General features: G+C 64.9%; 30 protein-coding genes. 15 read left to right on the top strand and 15 right to left on the bottom strand.

From position 1 onward, the window contains the following. Nucleotides 1–305: 305 nt before the first annotated feature. A complete protein-coding gene (locus H292_RS0105355) occupies nucleotides 306–1226 on the top strand; it encodes an endonuclease/exonuclease/phosphatase family protein (protein ID WP_230593848.1) in 921 nt (306 codons plus the stop codon). Here the strand turns inward: H292_RS0105355 and H292_RS0105350 are convergent. After that, nucleotides 1184–2623, bottom strand: coding sequence for an Hsp70 family protein (locus tag H292_RS0105350; RefSeq protein WP_196250050.1), 1440 nt, complete (start codon nucleotides 2621–2623; stop codon nucleotides 1184–1186). The genes H292_RS0105355 and H292_RS0105350 overlap by 43 nt on opposite strands. A gap of 151 nt (nucleotides 2624–2774) precedes the next feature. Between H292_RS0105350 and H292_RS26820 the strand changes: the two genes are divergently transcribed. The 3 genes from H292_RS26820 (at nucleotide 2775) to H292_RS0105335 (ending at nucleotide 4385) form a co-directional block, all read left to right on the top strand. Next, nucleotides 2775–3278: an arsenate reductase/protein-tyrosine-phosphatase family protein gene (locus H292_RS26820; RefSeq protein WP_027498622.1), complete on the top strand. Its 504-nt coding sequence runs from the start codon at nucleotides 2775–2777 to the stop codon at nucleotides 3276–3278. A gap of 108 nt (nucleotides 3279–3386) precedes the next feature. Beyond that, nucleotides 3387–3752, top strand: coding sequence for a hypothetical protein (locus H292_RS27825; RefSeq protein ID WP_020110730.1), 366 nt, complete (start codon nucleotides 3387–3389; stop codon nucleotides 3750–3752). 99 nt (nucleotides 3753–3851) lie between these two features. Beyond that, nucleotides 3852–4385, top strand: a complete 534-nt coding sequence (locus H292_RS0105335) for a hypothetical protein (protein ID WP_019663871.1) — start codon at nucleotides 3852–3854, stop codon at nucleotides 4383–4385. A 13-nt stretch (nucleotides 4386–4398) separates the two neighbouring features. Here H292_RS0105335 and H292_RS27660 read toward each other — a convergent pair whose 3' ends face one another. From H292_RS27660 to H292_RS0105320, 3 genes are all read right to left on the bottom strand, one after another. Then, complete coding sequence (locus tag H292_RS27660) at nucleotides 4399–5343, bottom strand: hypothetical protein (RefSeq protein WP_020110729.1); 945 nt, start codon at nucleotides 5341–5343, stop codon at nucleotides 4399–4401. Nucleotides 5344–5483: 140 nt separating this feature from the next. After that, a complete protein-coding gene (locus tag H292_RS0105325) occupies nucleotides 5484–5867 on the bottom strand; it encodes an ATP-binding protein (RefSeq protein ID WP_020110728.1) in 384 nt (127 codons plus the stop codon). Nucleotides 5868–5969: 102 nt separating this feature from the next. Continuing rightward, nucleotides 5970–6350 (bottom strand): STAS domain-containing protein, encoded by a 381-nt coding sequence (locus H292_RS0105320; protein WP_230593845.1) that lies wholly within the window; start codon nucleotides 6348–6350, stop codon nucleotides 5970–5972. A gap of 84 nt (nucleotides 6351–6434) precedes the next feature. Between H292_RS0105320 and H292_RS0105315 the strand changes: the two genes are divergently transcribed. Beyond that, nucleotides 6435–6806 (top strand): fluoride efflux transporter FluC, encoded by a 372-nt coding sequence (locus tag H292_RS0105315; RefSeq protein WP_230593844.1) that lies wholly within the window; start codon nucleotides 6435–6437, stop codon nucleotides 6804–6806. Then, nucleotides 6803–7165, top strand: a complete 363-nt coding sequence (locus H292_RS0105310; protein WP_020110726.1) for a CrcB family protein — start codon at nucleotides 6803–6805, stop codon at nucleotides 7163–7165. Before H292_RS0105315 ends, H292_RS0105310 begins: the two co-directional genes overlap by 4 nt. On the opposite strand, the gene H292_RS0105305 is transcribed toward H292_RS0105310, so the two are convergent. From H292_RS0105305 to H292_RS0105285, 5 genes are all read right to left on the bottom strand, one after another. Further along, nucleotides 7150–7719 carry a YdcF family protein gene (locus H292_RS0105305; protein WP_020110725.1) on the bottom strand — a complete coding sequence of 190 codons (570 nt, stop codon included), beginning with the start codon at nucleotides 7717–7719 and terminating at the stop codon, nucleotides 7150–7152. The genes H292_RS0105310 and H292_RS0105305 overlap by 16 nt on opposite strands. A 139-nt stretch (nucleotides 7720–7858) precedes the next feature. Beyond that, nucleotides 7859–8059, bottom strand: a complete 201-nt coding sequence (locus H292_RS0105300; protein ID WP_019663878.1) for a hypothetical protein — start codon at nucleotides 8057–8059, stop codon at nucleotides 7859–7861. A gap of 199 nt (nucleotides 8060–8258) precedes the next feature. After that, on the bottom strand, nucleotides 8259–9617 hold the full coding sequence (locus tag H292_RS0105295; RefSeq protein WP_020110724.1) for an LLM class flavin-dependent oxidoreductase: 1359 nt from the start codon (nucleotides 9615–9617) through the stop codon (nucleotides 8259–8261). Nucleotides 9618–9630: 13 nt separating this feature from the next. Continuing rightward, nucleotides 9631–10860 (bottom strand): acyl-CoA dehydrogenase family protein, encoded by a 1230-nt coding sequence (locus H292_RS0105290; RefSeq protein WP_020110723.1) that lies wholly within the window; start codon nucleotides 10858–10860, stop codon nucleotides 9631–9633. 76 nt (nucleotides 10861–10936) lie between these two features. Continuing rightward, complete coding sequence (locus tag H292_RS0105285) at nucleotides 10937–12298, bottom strand: MFS transporter (RefSeq protein WP_019663882.1); 1362 nt, start codon at nucleotides 12296–12298, stop codon at nucleotides 10937–10939. A 41-nt stretch (nucleotides 12299–12339) separates the two neighbouring features. Between H292_RS0105285 and H292_RS0105280 the strand changes: the two genes are divergently transcribed. After that, on the top strand, nucleotides 12340–12918 hold the full coding sequence (locus tag H292_RS0105280) for an AMIN-like domain-containing (lipo)protein (RefSeq protein WP_231383766.1): 579 nt from the start codon (nucleotides 12340–12342) through the stop codon (nucleotides 12916–12918). Here the strand turns inward: H292_RS0105280 and H292_RS0105275 are convergent. Continuing rightward, nucleotides 12902–13225 (bottom strand): hypothetical protein, encoded by a 324-nt coding sequence (locus H292_RS0105275; RefSeq protein WP_019663884.1) that lies wholly within the window; start codon nucleotides 13223–13225, stop codon nucleotides 12902–12904. The two genes, H292_RS0105280 and H292_RS0105275, sit on opposite strands and share 17 nt — an antisense overlap. A 77-nt stretch (nucleotides 13226–13302) precedes the next feature. Here H292_RS0105275 and H292_RS0105270 point away from each other — a divergent pair, with 77 nt between their 5' ends. From H292_RS0105270 to H292_RS0105255, 4 genes are all read left to right on the top strand, one after another. Continuing rightward, nucleotides 13303–13953: a DUF5701 family protein gene (locus H292_RS0105270; protein ID WP_020110721.1), complete on the top strand. Its 651-nt coding sequence runs from the start codon at nucleotides 13303–13305 to the stop codon at nucleotides 13951–13953. Next, the gene (locus tag H292_RS0105265) at nucleotides 13884–14681 is read left to right on the top strand and encodes an endo alpha-1,4 polygalactosaminidase (RefSeq protein WP_155949763.1); all 798 of its coding nucleotides are present in this window, start codon (nucleotides 13884–13886) and stop codon (nucleotides 14679–14681) included. The genes H292_RS0105270 and H292_RS0105265 overlap by 70 nt, the downstream gene beginning before the upstream one ends. Nucleotides 14682–14787: 106 nt before the next feature. Continuing rightward, nucleotides 14788–15327 (top strand): hypothetical protein, encoded by a 540-nt coding sequence (locus tag H292_RS0105260; RefSeq protein WP_020110719.1) that lies wholly within the window; start codon nucleotides 14788–14790, stop codon nucleotides 15325–15327. 88 nt (nucleotides 15328–15415) lie between these two features. Next, nucleotides 15416–16705 (top strand): hypothetical protein, encoded by a 1290-nt coding sequence (locus H292_RS0105255; protein ID WP_143545482.1) that lies wholly within the window; start codon nucleotides 15416–15418, stop codon nucleotides 16703–16705. Between the two features lie 56 nt (nucleotides 16706–16761). Here H292_RS0105255 and H292_RS0105250 read toward each other — a convergent pair whose 3' ends face one another. After that, nucleotides 16762–18096 carry a hypothetical protein gene (locus tag H292_RS0105250; protein ID WP_020110717.1) on the bottom strand — a complete coding sequence of 445 codons (1335 nt, stop codon included), beginning with the start codon at nucleotides 18094–18096 and terminating at the stop codon, nucleotides 16762–16764. A 145-nt stretch (nucleotides 18097–18241) separates the two neighbouring features. On the opposite strand from H292_RS0105250, the gene H292_RS0105245 reads away from it, so the two are divergent. Beyond that, nucleotides 18242–19354: a glycosyltransferase gene (locus tag H292_RS0105245; protein WP_020110716.1), complete on the top strand. Its 1113-nt coding sequence runs from the start codon at nucleotides 18242–18244 to the stop codon at nucleotides 19352–19354. On the opposite strand, the gene H292_RS0105240 is transcribed toward H292_RS0105245, so the two are convergent. The 4 genes from H292_RS0105240 to H292_RS0105225 are packed head-to-tail and all read right to left on the bottom strand — an operon-like array spanning nucleotide 19347 to nucleotide 22892. Beyond that, nucleotides 19347–20321, bottom strand: a complete 975-nt coding sequence (locus H292_RS0105240) for a glycine betaine ABC transporter substrate-binding protein (protein WP_020110715.1) — start codon at nucleotides 20319–20321, stop codon at nucleotides 19347–19349. The genes H292_RS0105245 and H292_RS0105240 overlap by 8 nt on opposite strands. Then, nucleotides 20318–21055: an ABC transporter permease gene (locus tag H292_RS0105235; RefSeq protein ID WP_026347574.1), complete on the bottom strand. Its 738-nt coding sequence runs from the start codon at nucleotides 21053–21055 to the stop codon at nucleotides 20318–20320. Before H292_RS0105235 ends, H292_RS0105240 begins: the two co-directional genes overlap by 4 nt. Next, nucleotides 21052–22251 carry an ATP-binding cassette domain-containing protein gene (locus H292_RS0105230; protein WP_019663895.1) on the bottom strand — a complete coding sequence of 400 codons (1200 nt, stop codon included), beginning with the start codon at nucleotides 22249–22251 and terminating at the stop codon, nucleotides 21052–21054. The genes H292_RS0105235 and H292_RS0105230 overlap by 4 nt, the downstream gene beginning before the upstream one ends. Next, nucleotides 22248–22892, bottom strand: a complete 645-nt coding sequence (locus tag H292_RS0105225; RefSeq protein ID WP_019663896.1) for an ABC transporter permease — start codon at nucleotides 22890–22892, stop codon at nucleotides 22248–22250. The genes H292_RS0105230 and H292_RS0105225 overlap by 4 nt, the downstream gene beginning before the upstream one ends. Before the next feature lie 457 nt (nucleotides 22893–23349). Between H292_RS0105225 and H292_RS28065 the strand changes: the two genes are divergently transcribed. Genes H292_RS28065 through H292_RS0105200 form a run of 3 tightly spaced genes read left to right on the top strand, consistent with a single transcriptional unit; the run spans nucleotide 23350 to nucleotide 25154 of the window. Beyond that, complete coding sequence (locus H292_RS28065) at nucleotides 23350–23961, top strand: hypothetical protein (protein WP_155949762.1); 612 nt, start codon at nucleotides 23350–23352, stop codon at nucleotides 23959–23961. A gap of 22 nt (nucleotides 23962–23983) precedes the next feature. Further along, complete coding sequence (locus H292_RS0105205; RefSeq protein WP_020110711.1) at nucleotides 23984–24676, top strand: SGNH/GDSL hydrolase family protein; 693 nt, start codon at nucleotides 23984–23986, stop codon at nucleotides 24674–24676. 37 nt (nucleotides 24677–24713) lie between these two features. After that, nucleotides 24714–25154: a hypothetical protein gene (locus tag H292_RS0105200; RefSeq protein WP_020110710.1), complete on the top strand. Its 441-nt coding sequence runs from the start codon at nucleotides 24714–24716 to the stop codon at nucleotides 25152–25154. The last annotated feature ends 60 nt before the right edge of the window (nucleotides 25155–25214 follow it).

The raw sequence follows: 25214 nt of genomic DNA, 5'->3' as shown, positions 1-25214 counted from the left end.
TAACGATTTACCGTTCCGGTGAGGAATGCGAGAATCGGCCGCCTGAAACGGTCGCATTCACAGAGGGAACAGTCGCTTCCGCGCCTGTAATGCTGATGCGCGGTACGCGCATGGCCACACTTGCATACGGGGTCTGAGCTGGGCACATACGGAGTCTAGTCACCGTAGGATCGACCGATTGCCGCTTGCGGCCTGGAAGAAATGGAGGCGTGCGGATGCGCCGCGTCCTACGCACATCAGCCGTCGTCGTCGCCAGCGGAATACTTGCCTTTTCCACGGGAATGCTGGTCGCGCGCGAAGTAGGTGTGACTCAAATCACACTGGTTGCGTTTCTGGTCGGTATGCCATTCGCGGCCATTCCGGCAGCGGTCTCCGGCGGCCTGTTCGCGCTGGCCAAGTCGAGGGTGGGCGTCGCAGTGTCGTTGACCGCGGCCGCTGTATTCGTAGCGATCCAGGTGCCGAGTTTCGTCACCGCCGACCACGTTGCCGACGGCACCGAATTGACCGTTCTCACGATCAACGTGGCCCACGGCGAAGCGGACGCAGCGGCCATCGTCGCCCAGGTCCGGTCGTCGGGCGCTGACGTCCTCGCCGTGCAGGAGCTGACCGACGAGGAAGTGAACGATCTCGTGGCGGCCGGTCTCGAAGAGGTCCTTCCCTACAGTGTCACCGCCCCCCGACCCGTGGCCGACGGAACCGGCCTGTGGAGCAGGACGCCGCTCACCGACGGGGAGGAACTGGCGGACTTCGGGTTCGTGCCCGTTCGCGCTCGCACCGTCGTCGACGGCGTCGGACTCACGCTCGTGTCGTTCCACGCGATGTCGCCCGCGACTCCCCGCCACACCGAACAGTGGGACCGAGATCTCGCTCGCATGCGCGACCTCATGAACAGCTACCCGGGTGTCGTCGTCGTGGCGGGCGACTTCAACGCCACCGGGGACCACCGCCAGTTCCGCACGCTGGCCTCGGACGGCTTCCAGGATGCGGCGGACGCGGCCGGGGCCGGCCTGTTCCGCACCTTCCCTGCGTCGCGGCCGCTCGCGCGGTTGGACCACGTCGTCACCAGCGACGGCGTCGACGCGCTCGAGGTGAACCCGGTGAACATCCCCGATTCGGACCATCTCGGTGTGGTGGCCCATCTACGACTGCCCGCAGCGGAGGATCTATCGCCGACGAGCGCGGATCAGAATCGAGGCAGTTCGATGACCGGCGGCGGCGGAAGCTGAATCTGCGGTAGCTGGAACTCCGGGAGTCCGGGGATCAGCGGCGGAGGCGGCGGGGGCGCTGGAGCCGGTGCGGGCGCCTGGTATTCGGGCTCCTGGTACGTCTCGACCGGCGCCGGTGCGGGCGGTGGCGCTTCGACGGTGGTCGTCGGTGGGATTGTCGTCGTCGTGGGCGCGGCGGTGGTGCTCGGAGCCGACGACGGAGCCGAGGTCAGCGGCTTCTCGTTGTCGGCAGGTGCGCTGGTGGAGTCCTCGGAGCCGCCGTAACCGAGTGTCAGGCCCAGGGCTGCGACGACGGCGAGGCCACCTGCCACGAGGGCTGCTCCGCGAATCTTGCGCTTGGAGGTCGCGGACCGATCCGCCGGATCGGGACTGAGCCAATCCGGCGCGCCGCTCAGCTCCGTGGCACCGTGCTGCGTTCCCGTGCCGTGCTGCGGTCCCGTGCCGTGCTGGTTGCCGGCATCGGTCTGGCCGCTGTACGCGGCGGGTGCCGAGTCGTGGGGAGGCATCGGGGACGCACCGCCGGCGGGGGCAGCTCCGACGGGAGTGGCGAGCAGTGCCGCACCTTTGGCGGCAACCGATTCCGGTTCGACAGGCGTGACGACGTGGAGTCCGGTCCAGGACCGGAGGATTGCCTCGACCAACGGGATCCGTGCACCGCCGCCGACGAGGAACAGCGCGTCGACGTGTTGGGGGGATCGCGAGATGACGTCACGCACCAGTCGCGCGGAGTATTCGATCGGGACGGTCACGAGCGCCTCGAACGATTCGCGGGAAATGAGGATCACGCCGCTCTCTCCCGGCAGGCACACGGCGCCGGAGGTGGAGAGTTGCTCTTTGGCGATGCGGCATCGCGTGATGAACTCGTCGAGACCGACCGAGTCGTTCAGGTCGACGCCTTGCTTGGCGAGCTGGTTGTCGCAGATGAGTCGGTCGAAGTCCGAACCGCTGATGTCGGTGGTGCGCTCGGCGAGAAGCACCTCGCCGGAGGCACGATCGACGACGCTGATGGTCAGGCCGGAACTGCCCAGGTCGTACAGCGCGATGGTGCCGAAGTCGCCGATCTCGCCGGAGGCTTCCAGGTAGGCCAGCGCGGCGCGGGCCTCGGGTACGAGCCGATAGTTGTAGAGCTGCTGGTCCGACATTGCCTGCTGGATGTCGCCGAACTGCTGCTGGTCGCGGTAGGCGACGCCCGTTGCTTCGACATAGCGGTCACCGTGGTTCTGCGCGAGCATCACTCCGATGGTTTCGGCAGCGACTTCCTCGGCTCTGTCCCAGTGCGCGTCGACCGTGTCGTTCCGGAAGTCGAGTTCGCGGGCACCGGAGCCACGCAGGCGAAGGTCGGGCCGGGCCATGCGAACAGCACTAGCCCCCACCGACACACCGAGAACCTCAGTCATGACCTGCCTCACTTGGACTGCAGGGGACTCGCCGACAAGATTTGTAACGATCCAGTCTCGAACCCCCGCTCGGCCATCACTGTAGCGCGAGACCTTCAGGATTGCGATTACTGGGGAGCCTGCGGAACGGCCGGGGTCTAAGGTGACCGACGTGCATGTCCTTTTCGTTTGTACCGGCAATATCTGTCGATCTCCTACGGCGGAGAGGCTGGCTGCGGCGTATGCGCAGGAGAGTGGCCAGGAGTTGACGACGTCGAGTGCGGGGACGCACGGACTGTCGGGGCATGCGATGGACGAGACGGCGGCGACGGTGTTGCGTCAGCTGGGCGGTGAGTCGGAGGGCTTCGTGGCTCGTCGGATTTCACCACGGATCGCCGACGAGGCGGATGTGATCCTGACGATGACGACGCGGCATCGGGACGAGGTGTTGGCGATTGCTCCGCGGAAGCTTCGGAGGACGTTCACACTTCTCGAAGCGGCTGCGCTGGCGGAGGCGTCGGGGGCGCAGACGATCGACGGTATCGCCGAGGCACGGGCGCGGCACCGGGTGGACGCCGCGGACATCGACGATCCGTATCGCCGTGAACACGAGGTGTACGAGTCGGTCGGTCAGCAGATCGCCGATGTTCTGCCTGCGGTCCTGCGCCTGCTCTGACCGCGCGCGAATTCCTACGCCGAGCGCACCTGCGATGCCCTGCGGTAGCGTTCTCGCAGCACCGCCACAGGTCGATGTGGCGGTCCGAGCGGACAAGGCTTATCGAACATGCGCGACAAAGTCATCGCGATCTCGGCGGTGGCGATCGCCGGAGTTGCCGTCGTCGTCGGTCTGTCGATCGGTGCACTGGGTGGGGCGTTCGACGACACCAGCGACAGGGTCCAACCGCCTGCACTTCGTTCGGATCTGAGCACGGTGGTCAGCGCGACGACTTCGTCGGTGATCACGGTCCCGCCGTCGCCGACATGGCAGGTCGCTGTTCCCACGACACCAAAGCCCACAACGACCGCGCCGACGACGACCGCGCCGTCGCGAACTCCGGGGTCCGAGACGACGAGCAGGTCTCCGCGTAATCGTGGTACGACCACGACCGAGACCGAGTCGGATTCGGAAGACACCACGACGACGCGGTAGGTCGTACTTTCGGAGGACGTGAATTTCGCTCCGACAGCCGACGCGGCGACGTGCTGTTCTGCGCGACGCTGTCTTCATGACATTCATGGGCTTCGAACGATGATCGCCGCCGTCATCGTCGTCTGCGAGATCGGGTTCTGGGCGTTGATTCTGAGCGGCCTTCTGGTCCGTTACGTGCTGGGGAAGCGTCGAATCGCGACGTGGTTACTTGCGTCGGTTCCGGTGCTGGATGTCGTCTTGATCGTCGCGGTCGCGTTCGACCTCGGTCGCGGCACGCCGGTCGGTTCGGTGCACCACCTTGCTGCCTACTATCTGGGGTTCAGCGTCGGGTTCGGGCCTGCGATGATCGCGTGGCTGGATGTGCGCGTCGCTCATCGCTTTGCCGGTGGCCCGCCGCCGGTGAAGTTGGACAAGGATTCGGAGGCGTACCGCCGTTACCTGTGGGAGGACTGGTTCCGCGCGGTCAAGGCCTGTGCGATCGCGGCGGCAGTGCTGGTGGGCCTGGCGTACACGGTTGCATCGGACGAGCAGGCGGCGACGTTGTTGTCCAGCATTCGTCCGCTCGGATTGATCCTGGGCATCTGGTTTCTCGCCGGTCCGGCGTTCTCGCGGGTCAAGCAATCGGTCCAGTGATCCGCCGGCGTCGTCACCGTCCGGTGAACCCGATCTCGGCCAGATCGGCCACGAACTGCGTGCCCGACGGTGCCAGCTCGGCCACCCAGATCAGAACCGCACGTAACCCGGTGGGTGCGTCGACGACGATGTCGGTGGCGCCTGCGCCGAGGGTCCCGGCCCCGAGGAGTTGCGTCGACGCGAGGGTTCCGTCCGGTTCCGGTGGGGTTCGGATTTCCACGACGGCTCCGGGCTGCGGCGTCGCGACCCATACTGTCGTCAGGTCGACAGCGTCGGCGAACGCCACGACGACTCCTATCCCGTTGTCGGTGTCTCCGAAGGGTGCGCGATAGAGGTCGGTGGACCACGAGGTCGTCGGGTCGGCGTCGACGGCGCGGGTGGCGTCGGCTGCGTTGTCGGGCGCTCGGACGGCCGACCATATTTCGGCACCGGACGGCAGGATCGGAGTGTCGACGGGTGCTGCGGCCACTGGTTGGACCTGCGCGGTGGGCAGCGTGGGCACGGCTACGGCGCCGCGCACGTCGCCGTAGTCTCCGCCTGCGATGCTCGTCGACACCAGCCATCCTCCGCCGCCGAGGACGGCCAGGAACGCCGCTGCCACGGCTGTGAGACCCAATACCTTTGCTGCGCTTGGCTTTTCCCGGCCTGTTTCGTCGCGGTGCGTCGACGGGGCCGCGTAGTCACCGACCACGGCGACGTAGGGCGCCGTGGTCGATGGGTCGACCACGCGGACTCGTCCGACACCGCTCGTTCGTGCCGATTCACAGAACCTGCGGACCGCATCAGGTGAGGGATCCCTCGCGTGGATCGAGTCGACATGGACCAGCGTCAGGGTGGTGTGCCTGCCGGTCGACAGGTCGTCGGCCGTCCAGCGCGTCAGCCACGGTGCGGAATCCTGCCTGGCCAGAAGCCGATAGCGTCGCGCTATTACTTCCCCGGGAACGGGTGACGGAACCATGAGCGCCTCCGTGTGCGGCGCTCCTGCCCGGGTCGTTCCCCAGGCTCCACTCTCGGGCCGACGCCGGAATGGACGAGCCGCTCTCGACGGTTATTGTGCTCCGTCACAAACAGCGCTGTCCGCGCTTTGACCACGCGAAGTTATGTGGCGGGATCCCAGACCATGTGAACGGTTGTCCCGTCGTGATCGGAGGTGACGGCCGTCGAGTCGGCCAAGGCGTGCATCAACGGCACTCCACGTCCACGGGTGGCGTCGGGGGCGTGTACCGCCCAGGCACCGTGATCGCGCACCGTCACTTCGATACGCCCGGAGTCGGGCGTCCACAGAGCGTACAAATCGAGCGTGCCCGAACTGCCTGAATACGCGTGCTCCACCGAGTTGGCCAACGCCTCGTACGTCGCCAGAACCACGTCGTACACGCGTTCCGGCGCGATCTGCAAGCCCGTCAGCCACTCACCGAGCGCAATGCGCAGCGCGGACGCGCGCTCCGCGACCGCCGACTCTCCGTCGAATTCAAGGCGCATGACGTCCCCTGGAACTTGTGCGGAAGGCGGCTTGGTAGCAGCGGCCACGGCGTCTTCTCCACCGAATGCAATTGCCATCATGATCCCGTCATACCCAGAAGTTCAGGAATTACCCGTCTGTAGCGCAGCCAGCGCTTCGTCGACGGTCGCGTAGATACCGAACACCTCGTGCAGACCGACCAGGGTCAGTGGACGACCGGTGGAGGGACCGTCGGCGACGACGGCGAAGCCCGCCGCACCACCCAACTTCTGGTGGGTGGATGCCAGGAGGGACATGCCTGCCGACGCAAGGAACGACACGTCGGACAGATCGATCACCACCGACGAAGGGCCCTTCTCCAGGACCAACTCCACCGACTCGGACAATTGTGGGGAAGTCACCAGGTCGAGTTCCCCCGACACGGTCACGATCACGGCGCCGTCGCGCCACTCCACAGCCACATCGAAATGCTGGGGGCCTGGCCCTGCCTCGTCTAGCGTCACAGCAGCCAACATACCCGAGTCCGTCCTGTGATCTCCCTCTGTGGGCAGTGCCGACCGACTCGGCGGCCGATAGGGTCTCGTTGTGTGATCCCCACCCGCCCCGCAGTGAGCGTGACGGTGGCATTCGGCGGAGCGGTCGGCGCGGTGGTTCGGTACGAGATCTGGCATTGGCGGGACTCTCCGAAGTGGCTTCTGATCAATACTTTCGGCATCAACGTGGTCGGGTGTCTGTTGCTCGGCGCGACGCTGGGTTACCTGTCGGGACGGAATGCGCCGCTGGCGCGTGCTGCGGCCACGGGCCTTGCCTGCGGATTCACGACGTTCAGTTTCTACGCGCTGCAGGGCATCACTCACGACGGGGCGTGGAAGTCGGTTCTGTACATAGTCGCGACGCCGGTCGCCGCGGTGCTGGCTCTTGCTGCTGGAGCTCTCGTGACAAGGCCTGCGCCGCGATGACTCTGTTGCTGCTCATCGCGGTGGGTGGGGCGTTGGGCGCCTTGGTTCACTATCACGTCACTGCTGCTGTGTCCGATCCCGACCGCGTCGTGATGCTCACGCTGATCACCTGCGGGGTTCTGGGGTTCTTCACGGCCGCTGCACCGCCCGATCGACTCGTCGGCGTCGCGAGTTTCGGATTTCTCGCTGCACTCGCGCCCATGAGTTCCGTGGCGCTGGTCTTCGTCACGCAGGTCAGGGCTCGGCGTTACAGGCGCGCGGTCGTGGTGCTCGCCGCGACGGTGATCGGCGGTATCGCGTGCGCGATGTTGGGGTTCCTGCTGTACAGCTCGGGGCTGACGCTCTACCGCAAGTTCTGACAGTCGCCCTGCACGGCGGCCTTCGCGAAGCCGGCCAGCTGGTAGAGGTACGTGTACTCCCAGTAGACGAGGGAGAAGTTGTACGTCCGCGGGACGGCCTGCATGGTGACGTCGCCGTCGAAGCACTGTCCGAAGATGTGCTTGGCCCTGGGCAGGTGATAGCGCCAGCTGACCACGATGACGTGGTCCCAGCCACGTTCATCCGCCAGTCGCTGCGTAAAGATCGCCTCGCCCCGTGTCGTGCTGGGGATCGGCTCTTCGCACAGAACGGAGTACTGCTCGGTCGTCACGCCGCAGTACTTCTTCATGTAGGGGTCCGACGGCCCGTAGGGGTCGGAGAGTACGACGGTGTCCGCCACTCCTTGCTCCGCCAGCGACACTCCGTACGCCTCACGGCCGTCGTGCTCGCCACCGAGAACGATGATGGCGTCGGCTTTCGTGATCGGATCTATCCGGGCTTTGGTGAACGCCAGATAGCCACCGACCCCGACGACGGACACCACGAGTACCGGCAGCACCACGGCCAGCACCACGAAGAGATTCCGACGATTCACTCGTCAAGGGTATGCAGGGTGATCCCCAGCGCGCCCGGTCGGCGATGGACATCACGTTCTCGCCGGTGTGTGTGCGCGATCTGCACCAACCCGAACAACGGCGCAGGCTGACCCGCGCCGTTGGTTCGGTGAGCCCGGTCTACTGACTCGGCTCGGGGAGGTTGCAGTCGGTGACCTTGGGGTTCACGCCTGCGTAGTTGAGTGGGCCTGCGACCACGGTCAGTGCGATGGTTCCTACGCCTGCGCAGTTCTCGGGTGCACTGTCGAAGTACCCACGTTGGAAAACGGCGAAGGCGCCGATGACGAGCCAGACTACGACGATCAGAGTGACGAAGCGCATGATTTTCCCCTACCCGTAGCCGTGTCTCGGCTACCGCGAATCGGGCGAGTACCCGAATTCCGGCATGCTAACCGTCGACTACACGGTCACGGGCCGGAACCTGCCACCCTTTGTGCAGAGTCGACACGCCTTGTCACGTCAACGCAGGCGTGCCAGGTCCGCACAAAGGGTGGTAGGTCCATCACCCGAGGTATCACCGTCAGGCCCGCACCTCTTGCGCTCTCGGAGCCGGGGTGAGTGAGGCGTCGGCCAGGCCGAGGTGATCGCGCAGTGTCGTGCCGGTGTAGTCGGTGCGGAACAGTCCGCGTCGCTGCAGCTCGGGCACCACGTATTCGACGAAGTCGACGAAGGTGCCCGGCGCCTGGGCTGCGGACAGGATGTAACCGTCGGCCTCCCCGCCGTGGAAGCCTTCTTCTATCTGGTCGGCGATCTGAGTGGCGGTGCCGACGAACTGTGGCAGCAGAACACCTTGGGCGTAGAGCTTGCCGATGTCGCGCAGGGTCAGTGCGTCCTTGTCGCTGAGCCGTCGGGCCAGGTCGAACAGGCCTTGACTGCCAGGAACGGCGACTTCGGTGATGGGTGAGTCCAGGTCGTACTGCGAGAAGTCGTGGTCGGTGTGGACCGACAGTGTGATCAGCCCGGAGATCGGGTCGGCCAGTTCGTTGTGGAATGCCTGCTTCTCGCGTGCGATGGCTTCCGTCTCGCCGACGAAGGGGACGAACGAGGGGAAGATCTTGATGTCGTCGGGGTTGCGGCCGAAGTTCGACGCCCTCGACTTCACGTCGTCGTAGTAGGCCTTGCGACCTTCTTTCGTGGGGTCGATCTCGAAGATTGCGTCGGCCCAGCGGGCGGCGAAATCGCGACCGGTCGGCGACGAGCCTGCTTGGAAGATGACGGGTCGGCTCTGCGGCGAGTGTGGTGCGGTCAGCGGTCCGCGGGATTTGAAGTAGGTCCCGTCGTGGTCGATGGTGCGTACCTTGTCCGGGTCGGCGAACACTCCGGAGACCTTGTCCTGCACCAGAGCATCGCGATCCCAGCTGCCCCACAGGTCGTAGGCGACCTCGAGGAATTCGTGGGCGCGGTCGTATCGCTCGTCGTGCGGCAGGTGGTTGTCGATCCCGAAGTTCTGGGCCTCGGCTTGGTTGAGGGAGGTGACCACGTTCCAGCCCGAGCGGCCACGGCTGAGGTGATCGAGCGTGCTGAAGATGCGTGCGACCTCGTACGGGTGGAAGTACGTGGTGGACTTCGTGATTGCCAGACCGATCTTCTCGGTGACGCCGGCGAGTGTTGCGGCGACGAGGGAGGGATCGATCGTCGCCGACGCCTGGGTTCCGCTGCTGAGCGGCACTTTTATGTCGTTGCCGTAGCGCACGGGTGTCGCCAGGAGGTCGGCGAAGAACAGGAAGTCGAACTTGCCGCGTTCGAGGATCTTCGCGACTCGCTCGTAGTAGTCGGGGCCGAGGTAATCGGTTTCCGACGCCGGGTGCCGCCAGGCGGCGTGCGAGTGGGTGACGTGGGATGCGATGAGAAATCCAGCGAGGTGAAGTTCACGAGACATGTGAAAGCCCTTCTCAGAAGTAACCGTTGAACGGCAACGGTTCGCCGTTGAGTACGTAGTTCCCGATCGCCGACGCTTTGTAGGCGGCTGGGTTGTGCAGTGTGATGGTGCGAATGTTTCGCCAGTGTCGGTCGAGGTTCTTGGCGCGTGATGCGGCGGATGCGCCACCGACTTCGAAGAGCACTGTTGCTGCGCGGGTGGCGATCTCGTCGATATGAACCTTGGCTTCGGAGGCGCGAAGGGAGGCGTTCGCCGCGAGGGCCGCGTCGGGCACCCCGTTGTTCAGTGAGGCGTGGGCGGTGTCGATGGCGTCGGCCGCGGCGAGGGTGGTGGCTTCGGCGGCGAATGCCGTGCTGGCGAGGGTTCCCAATGCGTTCAGCAGGAGTGGGTCTCGGTGGAGTTCTTCGGTGGGTCCGTGTGCGAATCCGCGGGTACGGCTCTGGATCAGGTTCTTGGCGTCGCTGACGACATTACGGAGAATTCCGCTGACCAGGCCGTGCAGGTAGAGCTGCAGGAAGGCGAATTGATACGACGGGTCCGGTGCTGCGTCGAGTGGGATGCGCGAGACGATGTCGTCGTCGGTGACGTGCACCTTCTGGAATCGTGTCGTTCCGGTTCCGGTGCGGCGCTGGCCGATACCGTCCCAGTCGTCGACGATCGTGACGCCGTCGCGGTCGGTGGGGACGATGACGGAGGCCACGGCGACACCGTCGACGTCGGCCCAGATGCTGACGTAATCGGAGAACAGTGTGCCGGTGGAGTAGAACTTCTCGCCGTCGAGGAGGTATCCGTCCGTGTGTGGGGTGAGGTGGGTTCCGTACTTGAAGTTTCCGACGGCCTGCGCGCCTCGTTCGCTGCTGGCGTTGCCGAAGATCTTGCCCTGCAGGATCAGTTGGATCCATCGGTCACTGTCGTACCCGGCGTAGTCGACGGCGGTTGCTTCGCGCAGTCGCTCTTCGACGAACCAGTAGTGCGTGCGGAGGATGTGCGCGACGATGGGGTCCGCTTCGGCGAGATCGATGATGACGCCGAATGTTTCGCGGACGGTCAGTCCTGCCCCGCCGATCTCCTTGGGCAGTCGCAGGGCACCGAATCCGGCGCGTCGGAGGGCGTCGATCTGCTGGTGTGGGTTCTCGTCGGCGAGATCGCGGGCGCTCGCGCCTTCGGCGATAAAGGCGAGCAGTTCTCGGTATCGAGGCGAGCCCGGCTCGACGACCCCGATGGACTCGACTGTGGATGTCATGCAAAAGCCCTTTCGATCGTGTGCAGTCCGACCGATCAAACTTTCAATATCGAGGGCGCGGTGTCACCAGTTGCGATCACGGTGAGCCTGAGAGTTGACTGTGACCGGGCGTCACTGTCAACGTGTCGAGCTCCTTCCCCTTGGTTTCCGGCGCGGCGTAGGCCATCCACAGCACCGCGAACACGACGAACGCGGTGACGATGGCGAAGGTCAGTGGCAGTCCGAGGATCGGCCACATCACCGACCCGAACAGCAGGGGCGCGAAGCCGGTCGCGATACGGCTGACCGAGGAGGCGTACCCGAATCCCGACGCACGGAGCTCCGTCGGGTAGAGCTCGGAGACGTAGCAGTACAGGACCGGGATGGCGATCTGGATCACGAACCCGAACACTGCGAGCCACACCAGCACGCCGGATCCGACGTCGAGCATCACCGCGAACAGCACCAGCGCGGCGCCTGCCAGTGGCCCGGAGATTCCGATGACCCATTTCCTGCCGACGACCTCGACGAGGTACGCGGACACGGCGACGCCGACGATGCCGACGGCGGTCATCAGCGTCGTTCCGGCGAAGGCCGCGAAATCGTCGTAGCCCTCTCGGCGCAGGATCGACGGCATCCAGCTGAGTGCGGCGTAGTAGAGCAGCATGATCGACACGAACAGCAGCCACGACGCCGAGGTGATCCGTGGGCTGTAGCGCCAGACTGCGGCGAGGCCTCGTTTCGGCGAGGCCTGGGCGACGATCGAATAATCCTGCGACGCAGCGCCTGTGCGGGTGACCATGTCGTCGATGATCGCTCGCGCTTCTGCCTCACGGCCCACCTTGGCGAGGTAGATCGGAGATTCGGGGATCCCGCGCCTGACCCAGAACAGAAGCAGTGCAGGAAGAATCATGAACAGCAGCATGATTCGCCAGCGCACGTCTCCGTCGATCGGCACCAGCAGGGTGGCGACGACGCCGCAGATGGTGGCTCCGATGGGCCACCAACCGTCCATGGCGGACAGTACTTTTCCGCGAATCCGCCGCGGCGAGAATTCACTGACGAGTGCGTAGTCGACGGGGATGCAGCCGCCGAGGCCGAAGCCCGCGAGGAACCGCAGCAGTACGAAGGTCTCGAAGTTGGGCGACAGCGCCCCGAGCACCGAGAACAACGCGAAGATCAGCAGGGTGAGCGCGAAGGCCTTCTTGCGTCCGAGACGGTCCGCAATGGTGCCCCACACGACGGCGCCGACGGCCATTCCGATGAGGTTGCCGGTGGCGACCAGGCCTCGCTCGGCCTGCGACAGGTCCCAGTAGGACCCGAGGAGTGGCGTCAGGAAGCCGTTGAGGGCCACGTCCCAAGCGTCGAACATGAAGCCGAGACCACCGATGACGAAGATGCGGCCTTGCACGCCCCACTTCCACGGAAGTTCCTGGACGATCTGTTCACCGGTTTTCACCGATGCATCCTCTCACTGCTCGGCCGTATAGTGTCATCTCCATGCGAGCTGGGGTGGCGCTGCTGGCGGCGGCGAGCCTGTTTCTTGCCTCGTGCAGCAGTAACGAAGTGCAGTCCGAGACCGAGTCGACCACGGAAGCGACTGCCGTGGATCTGCGGTTGGTGTCGGGTTCCTTCACCGTCGGCAGCCCTGTTCTGGAAACTCCCCCGCCGTTCCACGGGGTGCCGTCGGACTCGACTCCCACCGCTCCCGGTGACGAGTCCGGAGATTTCGGGATCGCGGACGTGCAGGTCGACGATGCCCGGGCGGTGTTCACGTTCACCGGCGCGGGCGTGATCAATTACGTGGGCCGGTACGTCGACTCTGCCACCACCTACGCGGGAGGCGACCTCGATGTGCCGGGGACGTCGATTCTGCAGGTCGAACTGATCTCGTCGCCGTCGGCGGATCCGCGGAACGACGTCGAGGTAGCGGCCGACGGCGGCATTCGGTCGCTGCTGACGTCGAGCGCGACGCCCGGGGTCACCCAGGCCTTCGTCGGGACGGGGTCCGAGCGTCCGGATTTCACCGTCACCACCGAATCCGATCCACCGGCACTGATCGTCACTCTCCTCGGTTAGTTCCCCTCGTCAACGGTTTGAGCACTCGGCTGGGCACCCAGTGCGTCACCGTCTCGCATCGATCCTTGGACATGAGTTGGTAGGTGACGCGGCCGATCCAGTCACCGTCGACGGTCATCGACCACTCGGTCAGGTCCCCCGGCACGACTCGTCGGACGTCGAAGCCGTCGGCGGTGAAGGTTCCACTGTGGTGCGGAGGTTGCGGGTACAGGACGGACAGGTCGATCAGGACCTTGACTGCAGGCGTCAGAACCTTGAACGGCCGACGATGCGGATCCACTCCGCCGCTGGAACCGTTCACTCGCATCGTTCGATCATATGTTCGAAGCATGATCGACTCAATCCAGCGTTGACGTACACTGTACGGCGAGGAAAGGGCGCGCCATGATCTTCACTCTCCCGCCGCTGGAGCAGCAGGCAGCCACGCTGATCGAACTCGGTGTCCACACCTTCGCGGGTTTGACCGAGAACGATGTTGCCAACGCCGTCGCGGACAACACCGACGACGCCCTCCTGGTCCTGAGCCGTGCGCAGCCGTCGCAACTCGCTCCCCTGCTGCGGCGCAGCGGCCGGGCCGGGTTCGTGGTGACCGACATGGTCGACGTCGACCGTTTCGAACCGATCGAGTCGCTGTCCATGCCGCCGGGACCGGCCTATGTCGTCGACAGCCCCGAGCGTGGGGACGAGATGAAGAACTGGAGCCCGGACGAGGCGCTGCCGTCGATCACGGCGGCCGGCCGCAGCCCTCTTACCCTTCTCGAGGGTATTCACTGGCTACTGCAGGTACCCGAGGTACTGGAACGGGGGCACTGCTTCATGACGATCGGCTCGCGGCTGCGTAAGCCCGACGGCGCTCTGGACACCCGTACGCCCGCGGTGTGGATCAGCAACGGCACCGGCCGCGACGGGGTGGACAACCGCAACGCCCCCAAGGTCGGGTGGTGCTGGGCGGGCAACAGGCACACGTGGCTGGGTTTCGCCTCGACTGCAGGCAGGCGTCCGCTGGGACCGTACGTCGGGCGTTGCTCGCGGTAGCCGTACTGGTAATTCTGCCGGTCACTGCATGCGGTGAGGATTCGAATCTTCCTCCGACGGGCGGCTCGTTCGACTATCAACTCGGCGGTGCGTACGACGGTGATTTCGACATCGTGGCACGAGATTCCACCGCTGAGCCTGCCGAGGGCGCGTACTCGATCTGCTATGTCAACGGTTTCCAGACCCAACCCGGCGCCGAGTGGCCGGAGGGCCTACTGCTGCACGACGGCGGCGAGCTCGTCGTGGACCCGGAATGGCCGGACGAGTACGTTCTGGACACGGGGACGAACGACAACAGGCGCGGCATCCTCGACGTCGTCGGTCGGTCCATCGATCGTTGCGCTGCTTCGGGTTTCGATGCTGTGGAGATCGACAACCTCGACGTGTGGACTCGGTTCCCCGGGTCGGTGAGCGAGGAGTCCACTCTCGACCTCGCCGCGATGTATGCCGAACGAGCGCACGACGCAGGTATGGCCATTGCACAGAAGAATGTTCCCGACGGCGCGGAGAGCATCAGGAACACAGTCGGTTTCGACTTCGCGGTGGCGGAGCAGTGCATCGAGTTCGACGAATGCGCGTTTTACACCGATGTGTACGGCGATGCGGTGTTGGACATCGAGTACGCCGAGGAGTTCTGTTCGGCGTCGGATCGTCCGGCGATGACGATTCTGCGAGATCGAGGGCTGACGACGCCGCCCGATCCGTCCTACGTGTACCGGCGGTGCTGATTGTTACTCGTCACAGCGGCAGAGGAGTCCGAAATTCGACAACCCAGCCCGGAACTGTGACTGTGGAGGACGCAGAATCCGCCGAGAAGTTTGGAGAAGTACCCGCATGAAGGCCTCGTGTCGCTCGATCGCAGTCCTCGCAGCCGCCCTGAGCTTGGGCATCGCCGGTTGCAGCTCCGACGAGGGAACCGACAACGGCGCCGAGGCGTCGGGCGGCGACCTCTGCACGCACCTCGAGGACATCTCGACGTTCGAGATGAACTCACAGACTTCGGCGCAGATCGATCCGGCCGACTGGCCGGGTATGCAGGCGGTACTCCAGGAGTACGGCGACGGACTGTCGGAGCACTACGATCCGGCCATCGCCGCCGCCGATCCGGACATCGCGGCCGATCTGACGACGGTCCGGGACGCGAGCGCCCAGGTGACGAATCTGGTCACCGAGGCATCGACGTTCGAGGAGTACCAGCAGAAGACCGAAGCGACCATCGACGTGGACAGCTTCACCGCAGCCCGCGATGCGAGCGCTCGTATCGATACCTACGCGCAGTCCAACTGCGAATTCGCGAAGCAGATGCAAGAGCAGCAGCAAGAACAACCGCAGCAGCCTCAGCTCGAGGAAGTCCCCGCTCAGCCCGGCGGCTGACCCCTACGTGAGTGGAAAATGTAGGCCAGGGCCTACATTTCCACTCACGTACGAGTACCCTTGCCGTCATGACACAGCAGAAAGGCGCATGAGCGCCCCGCATTCGTTGGACGGGCAAACTCGCCGTAGGTTGTTGCGGCCCCGCCACATTCATGTCGCTGCCGGGTACGTATGGGTCATCGATGAAACCCAGCCCGTAGCAGCCCTCCTGGATCCCGCGACCGGCACTCTCGAGCGCTTTGTCTCGTGGCCGGAACTTCCCGCGACTTCCAGAACCCTTGACATCTCGAGCGACGAAGGCGGCCTTTGGCTCCACTACCGAGGCGCCGACGCCTTGGCCCGCGTCACTCCCGACGGTCTCCGTCATGCCGAATACATCGGAGGAGCAGCACTTCTCACTTCGGGCAGCATCGGAGCATGGTGTTATCGACCGCGGCGGACCCGGCGGGACGTCGCGCGGAATCCGGATACTCCGCCGCTGCGGCGTTCGTACGCAGGCCCGCAGCTGCTGCTGGCGAAACCGGACGGCGGCACGGCGGTTGTCACCCTCCGCGGCCATCTGATCACGGCCGACTTCGATGAGAAGTCACTTCAACTAGGCGTCGAGCACGAACCGTGGACACGCACCCACTCCGGGCCCGACGGATACGCGGTGGCCTGGACGCAATCCTGGGTCGAGCTTCCTCTCGACACTGTGGCCACGAGCATCGATCCGACCGACTACCCGCGTCGCCCCCTCGACGGAGACTGGCACACCGGTGAGTACGCCGACGTCACCTACAACGAGTCCCATCGACGCAAGCGAGCCGTCGGTAACGGAATCAGATGGCATTGGGGTCAGGACACGTCGTGGAAGACGATGATTGTTCAAGCTGTTCGCGGCGACCGAGTGGTGCATCGCCGGACTTTCGCCGGCACGCGAGGGGTCGAAGGCGCGGCCATCGGGGAGGACCTGTATCTGATCACCTCTCAGCGGAGCCTCCTACACTTCTCTACGCATTCCGAGACCCGAACGATAACCAGCACTGAAGAACTCGACATTTCCGAGCACTGCCGTCCTGTCGCACCGTGTCCACCGGATCATGAGTCCTACGTCGCATACTGCATTCGTCGGCTTCACGGCAGGCAGTTCTCCTCGCGCATGCGAGATGTCGACGTCCGCTTCGTCGGCGAGTGGCCTGACGGCAAGCTGCAGGTCAGCTTCACTCATGACAACTACGAGGGCATCACCCTTGTGTCCACTCTGAATCTCTACGACGAGGAAGGCAAGCGACTCGACGACGTGACCCGTTATGCCCCCGTCGAATTGATGGAACAGGCAGACACCCAGGCCTACCCGGATCCCTCCCTCGCCGTCGACGGGGTGCTCTATGTATGACTGTTCCTGTTCACCCAGGCTGCGGAGACAAGAGTGTCACCAACCTCGGTCGGCCATCAGGAGACCTCCAGACCAGGCGTCAGGGCGATCGATTCCAGCATTTCGATCGAAAGCGATTGATAACCAGCAGAACTGGCCGAGATCTGCACGCGGGTTCCGCCCGGCCGCGTCACGGTGACAGTGTTGGAGGAGCGCTGCTGGTAGTCACCGTCGCCTTCGCCCGTGACACCGTAGTAACCGGCCGACGTTTGAACGACGGTCCCGTCGGCGAGGGAACGGAACGTGTCCTGTGTGCCCGAGTACGGGTCCGGCCGGATCTCGTCCTCGACGGGTACGTTGTGGCCCCCGGCGATGCTCAGCTGCAGTGTCTCGTCGGCGCCGACGACGTTCGACGCCATGCACAGCGTGTCCAAACCCATGTCCGACGGTTGGAGCGTGTCGAGCTTTCGATCGAGGGCCACCGCTCCCAGGTCGACCGATGCGAGTGCGGAGTTCAGTCGTTGCTGGTCTTCGCGCGTGAGATCGGGTCCCCCGTTCTCGGTGTAGCCGCTGCATCCTTCGCTCGGCGGGGGTGTGCCGGGCGGAACCGGCGTGCTCACTCGTAGTGCGGGTTCTGTTGCGATCAGTTCCAATTCGGGGAGCGTCAACGGGATTTCTCCGCTGTTCGCCGGCTCCGGTGTGTTGGTTCTGTCGTCGGCGCTCACGTGAATCCAGGTTCCGTCGGTTGTGTACGCCTGCACGCTGCGACTGATGGTGCGGACGCCGTTGATCTCGGCCCAGGTGTCGAGCAGATCGACGACCGTGCCGTCGGGCAAGGTCTTGCGTTCGTCGAGCGAACCTGCGACGCAGTCCGGCACCGTGTGTGGCCCTTGTTGCACACTGACCTGGACCGAGCCCGACGCGTCGCCGCGGTCGACGACGCCCCAGGCGTCGGTCGATCCGCTGTAGGGGGGTTCGTCGCCGTCGCCGAAGTCGAAGATCGGGCCGAACAGCAGCGATTGTTGGGGCGCGGCGAAGGCGAGCTCGACGTCGTCGGGAAGCGCCGAGGCGACGGCGTCGGACATGGCGGTTGCTTTGGGTCCGTTGAACCATGGGAACCTGGGGTTGTCGTAGGACCGCTCCCCGACGAAGCTCATGCTGAATCTCTCCTCGTCCGCTTCGACGACGGTGTCGCATCCGGGGATGGGCGCGGAGGTATCGACCGGCTCACTCACCCGCACGTATTCTTCGGGTGCGGTCGGCTCGGGTTCGACAGTGGGAGATGTTGCGGCCGTCGTCAGTTCGGGCTCGGCAGGAGCCTGCAGGGCTCCGGCCACGATAATTCCGACCGCGACGATACTGACGACGACGAGACCGTCGGTCCACCGCGCTTTGGCCGATCTTTCGCTCATGATGCTCGCCGCCTACTCGATGTCAGTACGACGGCATTGTCGTTCGTACCGACAGGTTCGTTGCGAGAGGCGGGTGATCTGGACAATACCGACAGACCACGACACCTACAACCGATGTGCTTGCCGAGGCGGTAGCGTCCGACCGATGCGAATTCTTGTTGCTGCCAGTGGCGGTGAAGGCCATCTCGGTCCGCTGCTTCCCTTCGTCGACGCTGCGGCCGAGGCCGGTGACGACGTCACCCTCGTCGTGCCGCCGGGGCAGGTGGCCACTGCGCGGTCGACGGGTGCCGATGTACGCGTCGTCGATGCACCGCCTGCCGACGAGGTGGCCCGGGTGCGGCGGGCGTTGGCGTCGAGCGACCGGGAGGTGCGGGTACGTGCTGCCGAGGTCGAGTTGTTCGGCCGCATCAACACTGCGGCGGCACTGGAGAAGACCGTCGCTGCGGTCGCTGATGTCGAGCCTGAGTTGATTCTGCGGGAACCCTGCGATTACGCGAGTGCCATCGCCGCGGTGCGGAGCGCAGTACCTGTGGCCACGGTGGGCATTTCGCCTGGACTTGCCGATATTTCCGGCTTGCGAATGGCGAGCCGAGTCATCGAGGATTACGCACCGGGTGTCACGACGACACTGGAGGCCGCGCCGTATCTGACGCGTTTTCCGGGCGACGATCCGACGGGGTATCCGGATACGCGCCGTTACGGATTCACGATCGATCTCGATGCACGTACCGAACAGAATCCGCCGTTGGTGTGGCTGACGATGGGCACGGTCAACACGCAGCTCGAGAACATTCGCGGCACGTGGGATGCTGCGGTGACCGCGTTGGCCGACCTCGATGTGCGCGTCCTGGCCAGTACCGGCCGCGGTGGGTCGACTGTGCGCGGCACCGATCGCATGGAGGTCGTCGACTGGATCGAGCTGCAGGACATTCTGTCTCGTGCAAGTGTCGTCGTATGTCACGGGGGTTCGGGCACGACGCTGGCAACGCTGGCCGCGGGTGTTCCGTTGGTGACCGTTCCGATGATCGCGGATCAGCCGACCAACGCAGCGATGGTCGAGAGCTTGGGCGCGGGAATCACCGTCGCGCCCAGCTCGCCCGCCGCCGGTCTGACCGTCGAGGATGCTCCGCGGTTGCGTCGCGCGATCCACGATGTCCTGACCGATCCCTCCTACCGATCCTCGGCACGCCGAGCAGCGACCCGCTTTTCCGAAGTCCCGTCGGTGAGCGAACGCTTGGCCCAACTCCGGCTCACGTGACGAGGCCCTCGCTCCGCAGCCATTCGTAGGCGACGTCGGCGGGATCTTCGCCTTCGATGTCGACCTTGCCGTTGAGTTCCTGCATCAGGTCGTCGGTGAGGCGCTCGGAGATCACCCCGACGAGGTCGGCGATTTCCGGGTGCGCTTCGAGGACGGGTGCGCGGACGACGGCGGTGCCGCTGTAGGGCAGGAAGAACTTTCGGTCGTCCTCGAGCACGGTCAGGTCGAGGTTCTTGATGCGACCGTCGGTGGTGTAGACCATGCCGAAGTTGCAGGGCGAGCTCTGCGCGGTGGAGGTGTACACGACGCCCGCGTCCATACGGGTGACGTTCTTGCCCTCTACGCCGTTCGGTCCGTCGAGGGGAATGTCGTAGGTGTCGAGCATCGGACCGAATCCATCTGCGCGGGAGAAGAATTCGTCGTCGACGCAAAAAGTGCGTTCGTTCGGGGGCAGCGCGGCGACGTCGGACAGGGTTTTCACGCCGAGCCGCTCCGCGGTGGCCGAGGAGGCCGCGAAGGCGTAGGTGTCGTTGAAGTTCGCCGGCGGCAACCATTCCAGATTGTTGGAGCTGAGCTCGAGGTCGTGTACTCGCTGCCACAGCTCGTCGGGATCGGCGATCGTCTCGGTTTCACCGTGGTAGTTGACCCAGCCGGTGCCCGTGTACTCCCAGAGGATGTCCGCGTCTCCGTTCAGCTGGGCCTGGCGTGACGACGCCGATCCTGGTGCCCCGGTGAGGTCGGTGACGTTGGCGCCGGCTGCCGCGAGGTACGTCGCGGTGATCTTGCCGAGCAGTACGCCCTCGGTGAAGCTCTTCGAGGTGACGACGAGAGATGCGCCGTCCAAGGGCTTTTCACCGTCGGTCAGGCTGGTTGTCTGGAAGGTGCCGGACGAGCTGACGAGTCCGCAGCCTGCGGCGACGCTCGCGATGAGCGCGAGGGCTCCGACCCGTAGAGAATGCCGAATCATGCCACTCCTCGTGGGGTTGCGAACAGTTCGACGAGGCGTCCCAGCCAGTCGATCGTCAGCGCCAGCAGCGCGACGAGGATGGCGCCGGAGATGAGCAGCTTCGGGAGGAACAGCGTCACGCCGGTCGTGATGAGGGTGCCGAGGCTGGTGGCGCCGATGAACGTGCTCAGCGTCGCGGTGCCGACCAGGATGACCAACGCGGTCCGTACTCCGTTGAGGATGACGGGAACGGCCAACGGCAGCTCCACCTGGACGAGTGTGCGGATACCGGAGTACCCGATGCCTCGGGCGGCTTCGATGGTTCGCTTGTCCACCTGGTCGATGCCGACGATGGTGTTCTGGAGGATCGGCAGGATGGCGTACACGACGAGGCCGACGACGGCCGTTCGGAAGCCGGTGCCGAGCCACATCGTCAGCAACACGATCAATCCGACGGCGGGTGCGGCCTGGCCGATGTTGGCGAAGTTGATCGCGAACGGTTTGAACGGCTTGACCTTCTCGCGGGTCAGCAGGATGCCGAGCGGGATCGCGATGACGACGACGAACACGGTTGCCGTCAAGGTCAATTGGATGTGGTCGAGGATCGTGGTCTTCAGGGTCGACCAGCCGAGCGATGCTTCTTCGGTCGGAGTGAGCGTCGTCGATCGGTACCAGAGGAAGTAGCCGACGCCCAGAACGATGATGAGCAGCGGCTCGAACCACACGTCTATCGGTGTGCGGCGCAGTCGATTCATGTGGCCGACCCCTCCGCGTGCTGGGTGTAGGAGACGTGCCCGTCGCCCTCGCGGGCTTCGTCGAGTTGTCCACGGACGACCGACATGACGGTCTTGATGGTCAGCGACCCTGTGACGACGCCGCGGCCGTCGGTGACGACGACTCCGCCCTGGCTGGCGGCGAGCATGACGTCGAGTGCGTCGTTGAGCGTCGACGACGGTGCGACGACGGGTAGGCGCGGGTCGATGTAGTCGGAGACCGTGTCCTTGGTGGCGACTTCGTCGAGCGATGGCCAGGACCGTGGTTTGCCGTGCTCGTCGACGACGACGATCCAGGTCACGCCTGCGGCGCGTGCGCGGCCGATGACTTCCTGCGAGGAGTCGCCGACGCGTGCGGTGACGACGGGCTCGTGTTCGACGTCCTTGACCCTCGAGAGCGTCAGGTGGGCAAGCGTCGCGCCGGAGCCGATGAACTCTTCGACGAAGGCGTTGGCGGGCTTGGCGAGAATTTCCTCGGGGGTGGCGTACTGCTCGATCTTTCCGCCTTCGGAGAGGATGAGCACCTTGTCACCGAGTTTGGTGGCTTCCTCGAAGTCGTGGGTGACGATCACGATGGTCTTGGCGACTTCGTGCTGGATCGCGATGAGGCTGTCCTGCAGGCGGACTCGGGTGATGGGGTCGACGGCACTGAAGGGCTCGTCCATCAGCAGAACCGGTGGGTCCGCCGCGAGTGCACGTGCGACGCCGACGCGCTGTTGCTGTCCGCCGGACATGTCCTTGGGGAGTCGGTCTCGGAAGGTGTCCGCGTCGAGGCCGACGAGGTCGAGGAGGTATTCGGTGCGCTCGGCGATGCGTTTCTTGTCCCAGCCCAGCACTCGGGGGATGGCACCGATGTTCTTCTGCACCGACCAGTGGGGGAAGAGTCCGCCTGCCTGGATGACGTATCCGATGGACTGACGCAGCTTGTCGGGATCCTCGCCGGTGACGTCGCGGTCGCCGATGAAGAGCCTGCCCTCGGTGGGCTCGATCAGCCGGTTGATCATCTTGAGGGTCGTCGTCTTGCCGCAGCCGGACGGCCCGACGAAGGCGACGATGTGTCCGGCCTCGATCTCGAGGTCGATCTTCTGGACGGCGGGCTTGGTCTGGCCACGATACTGCTTGACGACGCCGTCGAGCCGAATCGAAGCACCCGAGACGGTGCGGTCGGTGTCGGTCATGACAATCCCTTCGAGATGGTGAGGCGCCCGAGAAGGACGAGCAGGGCGTCGAACACCAATGCGATGACGACGATGAGAACGGTTCCGGTGACTGCCATTTCGACGGAGTTGGTTCCGCCGAGCCTGGACAGTCCGTTGAAGATGAGCGATCCGAGGCCGGGTCCGAGGACGTAGGCGACGATCGCGGCGACGCCGACGACCATCTGGGTGGACACGCGGATGCCGGTGAGAATCACGGGCCACGCGATCGGCAGCGATACGGAGACGAGAATTCGCCAGCGGGACAGTCCGATTCCGCGGGCGGATTCGATGGTCGCGTCGGGTACCGATCGCAGTCCGACGATCGCGTTTCCGATAACGGGCATCGCGGCGAAGAACGCGAGCATGATGAACGACGGCACCACGCCGAGCCCGAACGGGACGATGAGCAGTGCCAGCAACGCGAGCGACGGGATGGTCAGTGCCACTCGACTGCTCGTCAATGTCAGAGCCGAAAACAACGGGAGTCGGTGTACCGCGACCGCGACGACTATCGCGACGAGACTGCCGACGAGAACAGTTTGAAATGCCAGTGACGCATGCTGATACGTCAGAAAGGAGAGGAACTGCCCCCGCCCCTGAAGATAGTTCCACAAATCCACGCGTATCTCCCTTTTGCAGCCGCGTATTTCACCGAACACAGTGCTGCCGGTTTCAGTTCGGGGACGTTACCGGCATTTCCCCGCCTTCGCGGGGTTTTACCCCTCCGGCAGGTGTAGGGTCGGTGCGCGCGAAAACGGGATCGTGGCCCGTTCACCTGCAGGGATTCCGACCTCGGGGACGCTTCGCGGAACGCCGGTCGCACTTAAAATCAGCTCGAGCAGAATTGCCCGCTCCCGTGGTCGCCGGACCGTCGAGCGGTCGGGTTCATCGAAGAAAATGAGCGACTCGACGGGATCGAGCGCGGCTCGCGGGCGGGCCGACGGTTTGCGGACACGCGCGGTCGACAGGGGCCCCACGCTGGGGCGATGCCTCGGGTACCGTTATCGGACCGGGAAGTTCGGTAATGAATTGTCGCCTACTCCCGATGAACCAGACACATTCCGAGCCAGGAGGGACATGCCGAACCGCAGCCGAGCACCCAGGCACGCTGCTGCCCTGGTGAGCGCGGCTGTCTCGGTGGGGGCTGCGGCCCTGCTGCTCGCCGGATGTACCGCCGACGCCGAGGCTCCGACGCCGGTGAGTTCCGCGGCACCCACCACGACCGCGGCCGCGGACAGCACGTCCACCAGTTCGGTGCCGCCGCCTGCACCTGCCGCCGAGGCGACGACGCCCCTGTTGGTGCCACCGAGTGTCATTGCCTCGGCGTCCGAGCCGCCGCCGTACGAGCCACCGTCGTACGAGCCACCGTCGTACGACCCGGCGACGCAACCGCAGGACGTCACCTACGATCCGCCGCCGGTCGCCTCTTTCGATCCGCCCGAGCCCGTGACGCCGCCTCCGAACCCGATCGACTCGCGAGGATTCCCGCTGGGCACGACGTGTGGGCCGGTGTCCTGCACCTCTCCCGACGGTCTGATCTTCGTCAATCCCGAAGCGGTCCCCAATTTGAGCGACCGGGGCTTCGACCTGTGTGATCACACGTACTGTCCGCCTCCGGGACTGCAGATCGTTCCGGATCAGCTGCCGTCGACGGGCAGCTCGGGCGGGACTCCGACGTCACCTCGCTGAGTGCGTACGGCACAATTCGGGCGTGCTGAAGACGCGGCGGTATCGCATTCTCCTCGCGGGCGGAGTTCTGCTGGTGATCGTCGCGGGGTTGCTCCTCGGCCCACTCAGGAAGCCTGCGCTGTACGTATGGAATGCCGAGTGCTTCGGCTGGAGTACCTCCGACAGTGGAGTTCGTATCGCCGCTCTCGGCGATTCCATCGCGGAGGGAAACTCGGCCGTCGGGTGGGGGATCCACGGTGACACCTCGTGGTATTCCCATCTGGTGTGCGGGGCGGACGCACGCGGCGCCGATGCAATCAATGCAGGTCGACGAGGGCAGACGACGGCTCAGATCCGGGCCCGTATCGACGAAGTCCTGGACGCGGAACCCCAGGTACTGGTCGTGGGCGGTGGCACGAACGATCAGGCCCGCGGGGTGCCGCTCGAGCAGACCATGGACAATCTTCGTTTCATCCTGGACAAGGCGCGCGATATCGAGACGGTTGTACTGACGACGGTGCCGCGGTCGAGATCTGCGACGGACGATCGTCTCGACACTGCGATCAGAATCCTTGCGGCTGAGCGTGGGATCCCCCTCGTCGATTTCGCGTCGACGCTGACACGACCGGGCGCGACGTTCGACGGAATCCATCCGACGGCCGATTCGGCCAGGATCATGGCAGATCAGGTGGCCGATGCCGCCGGTCTGCGCGTAAGAATCGCGTCGAGCGAATAGCTCACCCGAATCGTCTCGATAGTCCACTATTGACGCCATGAACTCGGACCACGGCATGTCGACTCTCCCTGATGTGGAGAGCGCGCAGTCGATCACGGCCGTCCTGTTGTCCGCCGGCGGGGAGTCCGACGGGTGGTCCGGGGAGGTGCTCGAGGCACTGTGCCGCACCCATGCGCGTGCGCATCTGCATTTCATCCTTCCTCCACCGTCGAACATCTCCATTCAGTTGTGCAATTCGATGTCGGCGGCGTTCGGCGCGTTCACCGGTCCGTTGCCGGATTACTCGTCTGCGGAGACCGTGATCGAGAACCTTGCCGAGCAGTTGGCACCGACGGGGCGCGGATGGTCGTGGGCCCCGAGTCCGTCGGTGATCGGTAAGTCGGCGACTGCTCGCTCGAAGCCTCGTACGGTGCTCGGAGCTCGTCGTCGGCCGCTGTACGCACTGTGGTTCCGGGCGTTGAATTATCGGCCCATCTGACCGTTCACGGCTTTCGTTCACACTGATCCAATACGTGGTCGATCCGGCTGTGGTGCGCCA

Origin of the sequence: Rhodococcus sp. 114MFTsu3.1, from assembly GCF_000383555.1 — a bacterium.
Lineage (GTDB): Bacteria > Actinomycetota > Actinomycetes > Mycobacteriales > Mycobacteriaceae > Rhodococcoides > Rhodococcoides fascians_E.
Note: the sequence above shows the minus strand (reverse complement) of the source record. Positions and strands in the feature narration are given on the sequence as shown.